Origin of the sequence: Streptomyces sp. NPDC047117 (assembly GCF_040643545.1) — a bacterium.
Taxonomy (GTDB): domain Bacteria; phylum Actinomycetota; class Actinomycetes; order Streptomycetales; family Streptomycetaceae; genus Streptomyces.
In genome coordinates this window covers 1-12,543 of the sequence record NZ_JBEYUN010000016.1, presented here as the reverse complement: position 1 = coordinate 12,543, position 12,543 = coordinate 1, and the positions used below count along the sequence as shown (strand labels likewise).

10 protein-coding genes and 1 rRNA gene are annotated in these 12,543 nt (G+C 71.0%); 7 read left to right on the top strand and 4 right to left on the bottom strand.

From position 1 onward, the window contains the following. The first annotated feature begins 6 nt into the window (after nt 1–6). Nucleotides 7–1,035: an ABC transporter substrate-binding protein gene (locus ABZ840_RS27295; protein ID WP_361563177.1), complete on the top strand. Its 1,029-nt coding sequence runs from the start codon at nt 7–9 to the stop codon at nt 1,033–1,035. 64 nt (nt 1,036–1,099) lie between these two features. Next, nucleotides 1,100–1,981 (top strand): siderophore-interacting protein, encoded by an 882-nt coding sequence (locus tag ABZ840_RS27290; RefSeq protein WP_361563175.1) that lies wholly within the window; start codon nt 1,100–1,102, stop codon nt 1,979–1,981. 50 nt (nt 1,982–2,031) lie between these two features. Here ABZ840_RS27290 and ABZ840_RS27285 read toward each other — a convergent pair whose 3' ends face one another. Then, a complete protein-coding gene (locus ABZ840_RS27285) occupies nt 2,032–3,057 on the bottom strand; it encodes an HAD-IIA family hydrolase (RefSeq protein WP_361563173.1) in 1,026 nt (341 codons plus the stop codon). Nucleotides 3,058–3,166: 109 nt separating this feature from the next. Here ABZ840_RS27285 and ABZ840_RS27280 point away from each other — a divergent pair, with 109 nt between their 5' ends. The 5 genes from ABZ840_RS27280 to ABZ840_RS27260 all read left to right on the top strand — a co-directional run bounded on the left by ABZ840_RS27280 (nt 3,167) and on the right by ABZ840_RS27260 (nt 9,911). Continuing rightward, nucleotides 3,167–4,426, top strand: coding sequence for a DUF1015 domain-containing protein (locus ABZ840_RS27280; RefSeq protein ID WP_361563171.1), 1,260 nt, complete (start codon nt 3,167–3,169; stop codon nt 4,424–4,426). Between the two features lie 165 nt (nt 4,427–4,591). After that, nucleotides 4,592–6,145: an aspartate aminotransferase family protein gene (locus ABZ840_RS27275; RefSeq protein ID WP_361563169.1), complete on the top strand. Its 1,554-nt coding sequence runs from the start codon at nt 4,592–4,594 to the stop codon at nt 6,143–6,145. Nucleotides 6,146–6,166: 21 nt separating this feature from the next. Then, on the top strand, nt 6,167–7,489 hold the full coding sequence (locus ABZ840_RS27270) for a SidA/IucD/PvdA family monooxygenase (RefSeq protein ID WP_361563167.1): 1,323 nt from the start codon (nt 6,167–6,169) through the stop codon (nt 7,487–7,489). Beyond that, nucleotides 7,486–8,082 carry a GNAT family N-acetyltransferase gene (locus tag ABZ840_RS27265; RefSeq protein WP_361563165.1) on the top strand — a complete coding sequence of 199 codons (597 nt, stop codon included), beginning with the start codon at nt 7,486–7,488 and terminating at the stop codon, nt 8,080–8,082. The genes ABZ840_RS27270 and ABZ840_RS27265 overlap by 4 nt, the downstream gene beginning before the upstream one ends. Continuing rightward, nucleotides 8,079–9,911 (top strand): IucA/IucC family siderophore biosynthesis protein, encoded by a 1,833-nt coding sequence (locus ABZ840_RS27260; protein ID WP_361563163.1) that lies wholly within the window; start codon nt 8,079–8,081, stop codon nt 9,909–9,911. Before ABZ840_RS27265 ends, ABZ840_RS27260 begins: the two co-directional genes overlap by 4 nt. A 142-nt stretch (nt 9,912–10,053) precedes the next feature. On the opposite strand, the gene ABZ840_RS27255 is transcribed toward ABZ840_RS27260, so the two are convergent. The 3 genes from ABZ840_RS27255 to rrf form a co-directional block, all read right to left on the bottom strand. Beyond that, the gene (locus tag ABZ840_RS27255) at nt 10,054–10,998 is read right to left on the bottom strand and encodes a tetratricopeptide repeat protein (RefSeq protein WP_361563162.1); all 945 of its coding nucleotides are present in this window, start codon (nt 10,996–10,998) and stop codon (nt 10,054–10,056) included. Further along, entirely contained in the window at nt 10,980–12,272 is a 1,293-nt protein-coding gene (locus ABZ840_RS27250) for a hypothetical protein (protein ID WP_361563161.1), read from the bottom strand. Before ABZ840_RS27250 ends, ABZ840_RS27255 begins: the two co-directional genes overlap by 19 nt. A 179-nt stretch (nt 12,273–12,451) precedes the next feature. Then, nucleotides 12,452–12,543, bottom strand: a 5S ribosomal RNA gene (gene rrf, locus ABZ840_RS27245); the annotation flags it as partial.

Below are 12,543 nucleotides of genomic sequence, written 5' to 3'. Positions count from 1 at the left end.
GTCCCTATGAGCAACACCCCCAGACCTTCCCTGTCCCGACGCGGCCTGCTGGCCGCCGGCGGGGCCGTCGGCGTCGGCGCGCTGCTCGCCGCGTGTGGCAACGAGAAGGCCTCGGGACCGGCCGGTGGCGGAAGCGAGGGCGGGCCCTGGAGCTTCACCGACGACCGGAAGAAGAAGGTCTCGCTGAAGACTGTGCCACAGCGCATCGTCGCTTTCACCGGTACCGCCGCGGCACTGGTCGATTTCGGTATCGATGACCAGATCGTCGGCGTGTTCGGCCCGACCAAGCTCAAGAACGGCAAGGCCGACCCGCAGGCCGGCGACCTGGACATCTCCAAGGTCACCATCATCGGCAACGCCTACGGCCAGTTCAACGTCGAGAAGTACGCCGGGCTCGGCCCGGACCTGCTCGTGACGAACATGTACGAGCCGGGCGCCCTGTGGTTCGTGCCGGAGGAGAGCAAGGACAAGGTCCTCAAGCTCGCCAAGAGCGTCGCGATCACCGCATCCCGCACCCCGCTCGACAAAATCATCGAGCGGTACGCCGAGCTGGCGGAGTCCCTCGGCGCCGACCTGAAGGCCAAGAAGGTCACCGACGCCAAGACCCGCTTCGAGAAGGCCTCGGCACGGCTGCGCGCCGCCGCCAAGTCCAAGCCGGTCAAGGTGCTGGCCTGCTCCGGCAGCCCCGACCTCTTCTACGCGTCCAACCCGGGCATCAACGCCGACCTCATGTACTTCAAGTCCCTCGGCGTGGACCTGATCGTGCCCGACAAGCTCGACAAGGGCGGCTACTTCGAGTCGCTGAGCTGGGAGAACGCCGACAAGTACAAGGCGGACGTGCTCCTGCTCGACAACCGCACCGCCACCCTCCAGCCCAAGGACCTGGCCGCCAAGCCGGCCTGGGCGAAGCTGCCGGCCGTCAAGGCGGACCAGATCACCCCCTGGTCCAGCGAGCCCCGCTTCTCGTACGCGGGCGCGGCGCCGCTCGTCGAGAGCCTCGCCAAGGCCGTCGAGGACGCCAAGAAGGTCAACTGACGCACCGGGCCCGGCGCCGCTCCGCCGGGCCCGTGCCACTCCACCCAGAGGAGGTTTCCCCCGCATGACGACGACCGCCGCCCCCACCACCGCTCCGTTCCGCTTCTTCGACCTCACTGTCGTGCGCACCCGCCGGCTCGGTCCCTCGATGGTCCGGATCACCTTCGGCGGCGCGCGCCTCACGGAACTGCTGACCGGCGGCCGCGACCAGCGGGTGAAACTCTTCTTCCCCCAGCCCCACCAGAGCGTCCCGGTCTTCGACGACCAGGGCGACGGCTGGTACGCCGCCTGGCGCGTGCAGGACCCGGCCGAGCGCAGCATCATGCGCACGTACACGATCCGGGCGCAGCGCCGGCTGCCCGACCCGGAGCTGGACGTCGACTTCGCGCTGCACGGCGCGGAGGAGGGCACCTCGGGGCCGGCCGGCCGGTGGGCGGCTTCGGCCCGTCCCGGCGACCGGGTCAGCGTCCTGGGCCCGGTGGTCGAGGACAACGGCGGCGTCGACTTCCGCCCGCCGCAGGGCACCGACTGGATCCTGCTCAGCGGCGACGAGACGGCCCTGCCCGCCATCGCGAACATCCTGGACTGGCTGACGCCTGGCACCAAGGCCAAGGTCTGGATCGAGGTGGCGCACGCGGCGGACCGCCAGGAGCTGCCCTCCTTCGCCGACGCCGACATCACCTGGCTGGTGCGCGAGGACTCCGCCACCGACCGTACGGACCGCCTGGTCGACGCGATCCGCGAGGCAGAGCTGCCCGAGGGCACGCCGTACGCCTGGATCGCGGGCGAGTCCGGCACGGTCAAGGCGCTCCGCCGGCACCTGGTCAAGGAGCGCGGCTTTGACCGCAGGGCCGTGAAATTCACCGGTTACTGGCGGCGCGGAGCCAGCGAGGAGCAGCTGCTCGCCGAGTTCAACGCCGCCGCCGCTGCCGCCGCGAAGGACTGACGGCCGAGAGCCCGCCTGCTTCCCGGCAGGCGGGCTTTTTCGCATGTCCGCTACAGGCCGGCGCGGGCCAGCGCCTTTCCGGCGTCGGCGGTGCACCGGCCGTCCCCGGCCGCCGTCCAGGCGGCCGCGCACAGCGCCCGCAGCCCGTCCAGAGGGGAGCCTTCGCCATCGAGTACGAGAACGTCCTCGGTCACCGAGGCGAACCGGTCACCGCACCGGAAGCCGCCGTCCACCGGCGTCACCTCCGGCTGCGGCCCGAGGATGCCGCGCAGATCGGCGTCCACGTACGTGGGACGGTGCTGCGGCGGCGCGGCGAGCAGCTCGGCGGCCGTGGTAACGCCGGTGAGCACCAGCAGCGAGTCCACCTCGCCGTTGAACGCGCCCTCGATGTCGGTGTCCAGCCGGTCGCCGACCACCAGCGGCCGCTTCGCGCCCGTGCGCAGCACCGTCTCGCGGTGCATCGGGGGCTGCGGCTTGCCCGCGACCTGCGGGGTGCCGCCGGTGGCGATCCGGACGACCTCCACCAGCGCGCCGTTGCCGGGGGCGATGCCGCGCTCCTTCGGGATCGTCAGATCCGTGTTGGACGCGAACCACGGCACGCCGCGGCCGACCGCGTACGCCGCCTCCGCCAGCTGCTCCCAGTTCTGCTTCGGGTCGTACCCCTGCACCACGGCGGCGGGCTCGTCGTCGGCCGACTCCACGGGTTCCAGGCCCCGTTCGCGCAGCGCGACCTTCAGCCCCTCGCCGCCGATCGCGAGCACCTTCGCGCCTGCGGGCACCTGGCCGGCGATCAGCCGGGCCACCGCCTGCGCAGAGGTGACGACGTCGCCGGCACCGGTCGGCAGGCCGTACCCGGACAGCTGCGCCGCGACCGTGTCGGGGGTGCGCGCGGCGTTGTTGGTCACATACGCCAGGTGCATCCCGCCGTCCCGCGCGGTGGTCAGCGACTCCACGGCGTGCGGGATGGCCGACCCGCCCGCGTACACGACGCCGTCCAGGTCCAGCAGCGCCGTGTCGTACGCCTCGCTCAGCGCCTGTGCGCTGCCCTCGGGCCGGGTGCGAACCCGCTCGTCCATGCCGTCCAGCTCCTTCACCATCCATACCGCGCGCAAAAGACATTTTCCCGCCGCATTGCGCTTCTCCCCCGATCATCCCGCACCGCCCCGACCGGCATAGCATTTGGCAATGACCAGCACCGACGGCCTGAGCCTGCACACCTTTCGCGGACTGCGCTACGCACCCCACCGGGTGAGCAGTCTCACCGCGGTCACCTCGCCCCCGTACGACGTGGTGGTCCGGCCCGACGGGGTCCGGCATCTGGAGACCGCCGATCCGTACAACATCGTCCGGCTGATCCTGCCGCACGCCATCGACCCGGCGACCCGGCACCGCAAGGCCGCCGACACGCTCGCCCGCTGGCGTGCGGAGGGGGTCCTGACGCCCGACCCGGAGCCGGCGCTGTACGTGTACGAGCAGCGCAAGGAGGACGTGCTGCAGCGGGGCATCATCGGGGCGCTGGCGCTGGACGGCCCGGTGCTGCCGCACGAGGGCGTGATCCCCGAGGTCGTCGAGGACCGGGCCGCGCTGATGCGTGCGGCGGCCGCAAACTTCGAGCCGCTTTTGCTGTCGTACCGCGGCGAGGGCACCGCGAGCGGTGCCACCGCGGTGATCGAGCGTGCCACGCAGCGGCCGCCGCTGCTGGCCACCACGACCGAGGACGGCTTCGCGCACCGGCTGTGGGCGGTGACCGACCCGGCCGAGCTGGCGGCGGTGCACACGGACCTGTCGGCCCGGCAGGCGCTGATCGCCGACGGGCATCACCGCTGGGCCACCTACCAGCGGCTCGCCGAGGAGCACGGCAGCGTACCCGGCTCGCCGTGGTCCAGCGGCCTGGTACTGCTTGTCGACACCGCCCGCTATCCCTTGCGGGTACGGGCGATTCACCGGGTGCTGCCGCACCTGCCCCTGGAGCGGGCGGTCGCGGAGCTGAACGGATCGTTCCGCGTGCGCGAGGTGCCCGGGGCGCTTCCGGAGGCGCTGGAGGCGCTGGCGGAAGCGGAAGGCAGCGCGTTCCTGCTCGCCTCCGGCCCGGACGCCTTCCGGCTGTTGGACCGGCCCGATCCGGAGTTGCTGGAGCGCGCGGTGCGCAAGGACCGGCCGGAGGCGTGGCGGCGGCTGGATGCCACCGTTCTGCACTCCGTTCTGCTGGACGAGGTGTGGCGGATTCCGGACCACCCGGACGGCATCCGCTACATCCACGACACCGAGGCGGCGCTCGGCCAGGCGGCCAAGCACGGCGGTACGGCGGTCCTGATGCGGGCCGTGGACGAGGAAACGGTCCGTCAACTGGCCGCGCAGGGCGTGACAATGCCGCGGAAGTCGACCTCGTTCGGCCCGAAGCCGGCGACCGGGCTCGTGCTGCGCACGCTCGACGACGACGCCTGAGACGCCCCTCCCGACCACCTCGCCACAGCTCACGCGCACCTCCCTGAGGCACCCCCTGACCATGACGCATTCCGGTTAGGTTAGGCTTACCTCACCAGTCGACGGGACGGGGGGCTTCCCCACCCGTCCAGCGCGGGCGACGCCCGTACCAGGGAGGACACGTTCATGACTTTCCTCGCGCAGCACGCCGAGGACCCGTCGCAGGCCCTTGCCTCCGTCCCCACCGAGGCCAAGGACCACCTGCTCAACGACGCCACGGTTCAGTACTACCGCGACGCAGTGCGGGACGGAGTCGACCGCGTGGCCGCCAAACTCGCGGCCACGGACCGCCCCTTCACCGGCATGACCGCGGACCGGCTCGGCCCCTCCGTACGGGGGATCGACCTGGAGAGCCCGCTCGGCGACGCGACGGCGGCCCTGGACGAGCTGGAGGACATCTACCTCCGCGACGCCGTCTACTTCCACCACCCGCGCTACCTCGCCCACCTCAACTGCCCGGTGGTCATCCCCGCCGTGGTCGGCGAGGCCGTGCTCTCCGCCGTCAACTCCTCCCTGGACACCTGGGACCAGAGCGCCGGCGGCACCCTCATCGAGCAGCGCCTCATCGAATGGACCGCGGGCCGCATCGGCTTCGGCGACAGCGCCGACGGCGTCTTCACCAGCGGCGGCACCCAGTCCAACCTGCAGGCCATGCTGCTCGCCCGCGACGAGGCCCGCCTCATCGCCCGCGAACAGCACCCGCACCTGGACGACACCGAGATCCGCACCCGGCTGCGTATCCTCACCTCCGAGGTCAGCCACTTCAGCATCGAGAAGGCCGCCACCCTCCTGGGCCTCACCCCCGAGGCGGTCATCGCGATCCCGGTCGACGACGGCAAGCGGATGCGTGCCGACGCCCTGGAGAAGGAGCTGACGCGCTGCGCCGAGGAGGGCCTCATCCCGATGGCCGTCGTCGCCACCGCCGGCACCACGGACTTCGGCTCCATCGACCCGCTCCCCGAGGTCGCCGCGCTCTGCGCCCGCGAGGGTGTCTGGATGCACGTCGACGCCGCGTACGGCTGCGGACTGCTGATATCCCAGCGCCGCTCCTACCTCGACGGCATCGAGAACGCCGACTCGGTCACCGTGGACTACCACAAGTCCTTCTTCCAGCCGGTCAGCTCCAGCGCCGTCATCGTCCGCGACCGCGCCACCCTGCGGCACGTCACGTACCACGCCGACTACCTCAACCCGGAGCGGATGGCGCGGAAGCGCATCCCCAACCAGGTCGACAAGTCGCTCCAGACCACCCGCCGCTTCGACGCGCTCAAGCTCTGGATGACGCTCCGCATCATGGGCGCCGACCAGCTCGGCGCGCTCTTCGACGACGTCGTCGACCGCGCCGACGACGGCTGGAAGCTCCTCGACACCGACGACCGCTACGAGGTCGTCACCCGGCCGCAGCTGTCCACCCTGGTCTTCCGCTACCTCCCCGAGGGCGACGCCACCGACCCCGAGACCGCCGACCGCGTCAACCTCTACGCCCGCGAGGCCCTCGCCGCCTCCGGTGAGGCGGTCATCGCCTCCACCGTCGTGGACGGCCGCCACTACCTGAAGTTCACCCTGCTCAACCCCGAGACGACCCTTGGCGACATCGCCACGGTCCTCGATCTGATCGCCGAGCACGCCGGCTCCCGCCTCGCCCGCGAGGCCACGCCGGAACTCACCAGCGCTCACTGACCGTCCCCACCGGAGACCCCCGTGCCTTCCAACGCCCCGCACGCCCCGACCGAACACGACTTCATCGCCATCGGTCTCGGGCCCTTCAACCTCGGTCTGGCCTGCCTGACCGAGCCCCTCGCCGAACTGAACGGCCTCTTCCTGGAGTCCAAGCCCGACTTCGAGTGGCACTCGGGGATGTTCCTCGAAGGCGCCCACCTCCAGACGCCGTTCATGGCCGACCTGGTCACCCTCGCCGACCCCACCTCCGAGTTCTCCTTCCTGAACTACCTGAAGGAGTCCGGCCGGCTGTACTCCTTCTACATACGCGAGAACTTCTATCCGCTGCGCGAGGAGTACAACGACTACTGCCGCTGGGCCGCCGCCAAGCTGACCAGCGCCCGCTTCAACTACACGGTCACCTCCGTCGAGTACGACGAGAACGCCGAGGTCTACCTCGTCCACGGCACCGACGTGATCACCGGCGAGCAGCGCACCGACCGCGCCCGCCGCCTCGTGCTGGGCACCGGCACCCCGCCGTACCTCCCCGAGTCCTGCCAGGACCTCGGCGGCGACCTCACCCACAACTCGCGCTACCTGCAGAACAAGGAAGCGCTCCAGGCCAAGGACTCCATCACCCTGGTCGGCAGCGGCCAGAGCGCCGCGGAGATCTACTACGACCTGCTCTCCGAGATCGACGCCCACGGCTACAAGCTGAACTGGGTCACCCGCTCCCCGCGCTTCTTCCCGCTGGAGTACACCAAGCTCACGCTGGAGATGACCTCCCCCGAGTACGTGGACTACTTCCACTCGCTCCCCGAGGCCACCCGCTACCGCCTGGAGTCGCAGCAGAAGGGCCTCTTCAAGGGCATCGACGCGGAGCTGATCGACGCGATCTTCGACCTGCTCTACCAGAAGAACCTCAAGGGCCCGGTCACCACCCGGCTCTTCACCAACACCGCGCTGAACGACGCCTCCTACGACGAGGCCGCCGGCACCTACACCCTCGGCCTGCGCCACGAGGAGCAGGAGAAGGACTTCTCCCTGGAGACCCAGGGCCTGGTCCTCGCCACCGGCTACCGCTACGCCATCCCCGACTTCCTGGCCGGGGTCAAGGACCGCATCCGCCTGGACGGTCAGGGCCGCTTCGACGTCGCCCGCAACTACAGCATCGACCACAGCGGACAGGGCGTCTTCCTGCAGAACGCCGGTGTGCACACGCACAGCATCACCTCGCCCGACCTGGGCATGGGTCCCTACCGCAACGCGTACATCATTGCGGAGATGCTCGGCCGCCAGCCCTACGCGGTCGAGAAGACCATCGCGTTCCAGGAATTCGGAGCACCGGAAGGCATCGTCCGATGAGCAACACGAACAGCGGCACCACCGCCGACACCCTCTTCACCCGTACCGACCCCGCGCTCGGCGACTTCGCCGTACGCCCGCTCGACCTCTCGCAGGACCTGGAGTTGCTGCACGGCTGGGTCACCCACCCCAAAGCCTCCTTCTGGATGATGCAGGACGCCTCCCTCGCCGACGTGGAGCGGGAGTACAAGTCCATCGCGGCGAACGAGCACCACGAGGCGTACATCGGCCTGCACAACGGCCGCCCCGCCTTCCTCATGGAGCGCTACAACCCGGCCCACGTCGAGCTGGTCGGCCTCTACGAGCCGCAGGCCGGCGACGTCGGCATGCACTTCCTGACCGCGCCGAGCGACACCCCCGTACACGGCTTCACCCGAGCCGTCATCACCACCGTCATGGCCATGATCTTCGACGACCCGGCGACCGCCCGCGTCGTCGTCGAGCCCGACGTGCACAACAAGGCCGTCCACGCCCTCAACGAAGCCGTCGGCTTCGAGATCGTCCGGAAGATCGCCAAGCCGGAGAAGGACGCCTACCTCAGCACCTGCACCCGCGAGCAGTACCTTGCGGCAATAGGAGTGACCACCCGATGAACGCCGCCACCGACCCCCGCGACGCCGTCTCCCACCTCACCCCTGAGCTGTGGGACCGGGCGGGCCGCCTCCTCATCCGCAAGGCCCTCGCGGAGTTCACCCACGAACGGCTGCTCACCCCCCGCCCCCTGCTGGACGGCCGCTACTCCGTCCGCAGCGACGACGGCACCGTGGAGTACCGCTTCGACGCCCAGGTCCTCTCCCTCGACCACTGGCAGATCGACGCCGACTCGATCACCCGCCACCGCGAGGACACCGACCTGCCCCTCGACGCCGTCGAGTTCTTCATCGAGCTGCGCGACGCCCTCGGCCTCAGCGACGAGATCCTCCCGGTCTACCTGGAGGAGATCAGCTCCACCCTCGCCGGCACCGCGTACAAGCTCACCAAGGAACACGTCCCCGCCGACGAGCTCGCCAAGTCCGGCTTCCAGGACATCGAGACCGGCATGACCGAGGGCCACCCCTGCTTCGTGGCCAACAACGGCCGCCTCGGCTTCGGCATCCACGAGTACCGCGCGTACGCCCCGGAGACCGCGGCCCCCGTCCGGCTCCTCTGGCTCGCCGCCCGCCGCGACCGCGCCACCTTCACCTCCGGCGCCGGCCTGGACTACGACTCCCTCATGCGCGCCGAGCTGGGCGAGAAGACCCTGGCCCGCTTCGCGGAGACCATGTCGGCCCAGGGCCTGGACCTCGCCGAGTACCACCTGCTCCCCGTCCACCCCTGGCAGTGGTGGAACAAGCTCGCCGTCACCTTCGCCGCCGAGGTCGCCCAGCAGCGCCTGGTGTGCCTCGGCGAGGGCGAGGACGAGTACCTCGCGCAGCAGTCCATCCGGACCTTCTTCAACAACAGCAACCCCGAGCGGCACTACGTCAAGACGGCCCTCTCGGTCCTCAACATGGGCTTCATGCGCGGCCTCTCCGCCGCGTACATGGAGGCCACGCCCGCCATCAACGACTGGCTGGCCGGCCTCATCGAGAGCGACCCGGTCCTCAGCGGCACCGGCCTGACGATCATCCGCGAGCGCGCCGCCATCGGCTACCACCACCGCCAGTACGAGGAGGCCACCACCAAGGGCTCCCCGTACCGCAAGATGCTCGCCGCGCTGTGGCGCGAGAGCCCGGTGCCGTCCCTGGCCCCCGGCCAGCGCCTCGCCACCATGGCCTCGCTGCTGCACACCGACCGCGACGGCGCCTCCTTCGTGGGCGCGCTGATCCGCGAGTCCGGCCTGAGCGCCGTCGAGTGGCTGCGCAAGTACCTCAACGCGTACTTCACGCCCCTCCTGCACAGCTTCTACGCCTACGACCTGGTGTTCATGCCGCACGGCGAGAACGTCATCCTGGTCATCGAGAACGGCGTCGTGCAGCGCGCGATCTACAAGGACATCGCCGAGGAGATCGCGGTGATGGACCCGGACGCGGTCCTCCCGCCGGCCGTCGAGCGCATCCGCGCCGAGGTGCCCGAGGACAAGAAGCTGCTGTCGATCTTCACCGACGTCTTCGACTGCTTCTTCCGCTTCCTCAACGGCATCCTCGTCACCGAGGGCGTCCTCGACGAGGACACCTTCTGGCGCACGGTCGCCGAGTGCGTGACCGAGTACCAGGCCGCGACGCCCCAGCTCGCGGACAAGTTCGCGCAGTACGACATGTTCGCCGGGGAGTTCGCGCTCTCCTGCCTCAACCGTCTCCAGCTGCGCAACAACAAGGAGATGGTCAACCTCCAGGACCCGGCGGGCGCCCTCCAGCTCATCGGCAACCTGAAGAACCCGATCGCCGGCTTCGCCCCGGGCACGGCCCCGGGCGACGCCGCGGAGACGACCGCGGTGGCGTGACACCGCGGTAAGGCCTGGCGCCCGCTGACAGCGTCCGGCCGAACCTGCCGCCCGCCCCGACGGTCCGGGGCGGGCGGCACGGAACACGAAGAGGGCGGGAACCCGATGGGTTCCCGCCCTCTTCCTTTGCCTGCTTCAGCCCTTACTTACCGGCCTCCGGCGTGCCGGCCTCACCGGCGGACTCACCCGCGTCGGAGAACGTCGGCACGACGGGCGCGGCAGGCTTGGCCTCGGCCTCGTCGGCGTCGTCCTCGTCCGCATCCTCGTCCGCGGCCTGGTCGTTGACGTCGGCCTGGTCGTCGGCGTCGGTCTCGACCTTGGCCTCGTCCTCGACCTCGACCTGGTCGTCAGCCGTGTCCTCGGCCTCGGCCTCGACCACGGTCTCGGCGCGGGCTTCGTCCCGGTCCTGCTCCTGCTCCTCCGGCTCCTGCTCCGGCTCCTGGTCGTCGTCCTCGGACAGCGCGTCCGTGAACTCGACGCCGTCCAGCTCGGCCAGCCGGTCCGAGGCGTCCGTCGTACCGCCCTGGTCGGCCTCCAGCGCCTTGGCGAACCACTCGCGTGCCTCGTCCTCGCGGCCGACCGCCAGCAGCGCGTCGGCGTACGCGTAGCGCAGCCGCGCGGTCCACGGGTGCACCGCGTGGGACGCGAGCTCCGGGCTCTGCAGCGTCACGACGGCGGCGTCCGCCTGGCCCATGTCGCGCCGGGCGCCCGCCGCGACCAGCCGCATCTCGACCTGCCCGGACTTGTCCAGCCGCTGCACCTCGGGCTCGCCGGCCATGGCCAGCGCCTTCTCCGGACGCCCGATGCCACGCTCGCAGTCGGCCATGACCGGCCACAGCTCAGCGCTGCCGGTCATCCGACGCGCGGCACGGAACTCCGCCAGCGCCTCGCTGTACTTGCCGAACGCGTACGCGGCGAAGCCGGCGGCCTCGCGGACGGCGGCGACGCGGGACGCGAGCCGCAGGGCAACGCGCGAGTAGCCGTACGCCTTCTCGGGGTCCTCGTCCAGCAGCTTCGCCACCATCACGAGGTTCCGCGCGACGTCCTCGGCGAGCGTCTTCGGCAGGCTCAGCAGCTCCTGCCGCACATCCTTGTCGATCTCGTCACCGGTGACGTCGTCCGGAATCGGCAGCCGCTTGATCGGCTCCCGGTCCCGGCGGTCGTCCCGACGGTCGCCGCCGCGGTCGTCGCGCCGGAACCCACCGCGGTCGCCGCCCCGGTCGTCACGCCGGAAGCCACCACGGTCGTCCCGGCCCCGGCCGCCGCCCTGCCCGTACGGCCGACGACCACCCCGGTCGTCACGGCGCTCGCCACCGCGGTCATCGCGCCGGAAGCCGCCGCGGTCACCGTCCCGGCGGTCATCGCGCCGGTCGTCACGGCGGAAGCCACCGCGGTCGTTGCCGCGGTCGTCATCCCGACGGGGACCGCGGGGACGGTCGTCCCGGCGGAAGTCGCCCCGGTCGTCACGGCGGTCGTTGCCGCGGTCGTCGTCGCGACGCGGCCCGCGCGGACGGTCGTCCCGGCGGAAGTCCCGGCGGTCATCGTCCCGGCGGGGGCCACGGGGACGGTCATCACGGCGGAAGTCGCCCCGGTCGTCGCGGCGGAAGTCGCGACGCTCGCCACCGCGGTCGTCACGGCGCTCGCCGCCACGGTCATCGCGACGGAATCCACCACGGTCGCCACCGCGGTCATCACGGCGGAAGCCACCGCGGTCGTTACCGCGGTCGTCGTCCCGACGGGGACCGCGGGGACGGTCGTCGCGACGGAAGTCACCCCGGTCACCATCGCGACGGTCGTCACGGCGGAAGCCGCCACGGTCGTTGCCGCGGTCGTCGTCCCGACGCGGGCCGCGCGGACGGTCATCACGCCGGAAGCCGCCACGGTCGTCCTCACGACGGGGACCGCGGGGACGGTCGTCGCGACGGAAGTCACCCCGGTCACCGTCACGACGGTCGTCACGACGGAACCCACCGCGGTCACCGCCGCGGTCGTCACGACGGAACCCACCGCGCTCGCCACCACGGTCATCGCGCCGGAAGCCGCCACGGTCGCCGTCCCGGCGGTCGTCACGCCGGTCGTCACGGCGGAAGCCACCGCGGTCGTCACGGCCACTGCGGTCATCGCGGCGGAAGCCGCCACGGTCGTTGCCGCGGTCGTCGTCACGGCGCGGGCCGCGGGGACGGTCGTCACGGCGGAAACCGCCGCCCGCACCGCCGCGGTCATCACGACGGAAACCGCCACGGTCGCCGCCGCGTTCCCCGCCACGGTCGTCGCGACGCGGGCCGCGCGGACGGTCCCCACCGCGGTCGTCACGTCGGTCATCGCGGCGGAAGCCGCCACCGTCGCGCCGTTCACCACCATCGCGCCAGCGCGGCCGGCGCTCCGATCGGTCGTCGGGAGAGTTGGTGGACATCGACGTGACTCCTGTCTTCGGTACTGCTCATCATTCTCACGCACCGTTCACTACGGCGCGCTTCGGCAAAAAACAAAAAGGACCCCTGGTCCCAGCATGTCGCTGGGACCAGGGGTCCTGAAAGATTGTTCGGCGGCGTCCTACTCTCCCACAGGGTCCCCCCTGCAGTACCATCGGCGCTGAAAGGCTTAGCTTCCGGGTTCGAAATGTAACCGGGCG

Coding starts and splice junctions, on each gene's coding strand:
- ABZ840_RS27295 (WP_361563177.1), top strand. CDS start 7: ATGAGCAACACCCCCAGACCTTCCCTGTCCCGACGCGGCCTGCTGGCC.
- ABZ840_RS27290 (WP_361563175.1), top strand. CDS start 1,100: ATGACGACGACCGCCGCCCCCACCACCGCTCCGTTCCGCTTCTTCGAC.
- ABZ840_RS27285 (WP_361563173.1), bottom strand. CDS start 3,057: ATGGACGAGCGGGTTCGCACCCGGCCCGAGGGCAGCGCACAGGCGCTG.
- ABZ840_RS27280 (WP_361563171.1), top strand. CDS start 3,167: ATGACCAGCACCGACGGCCTGAGCCTGCACACCTTTCGCGGACTGCGC.
- ABZ840_RS27275 (WP_361563169.1), top strand. CDS start 4,592: ATGACTTTCCTCGCGCAGCACGCCGAGGACCCGTCGCAGGCCCTTGCC.
- ABZ840_RS27265 (WP_361563165.1), top strand. CDS start 7,486: ATGAGCAACACGAACAGCGGCACCACCGCCGACACCCTCTTCACCCGT.
- ABZ840_RS27260 (WP_361563163.1), top strand. CDS start 8,079: ATGAACGCCGCCACCGACCCCCGCGACGCCGTCTCCCACCTCACCCCT.
- ABZ840_RS27250 (WP_361563161.1), bottom strand. CDS start 12,272: ATGGTGGTGAACGGCGCGACGGTGGCGGCTTCCGCCGCGATGACCGAC.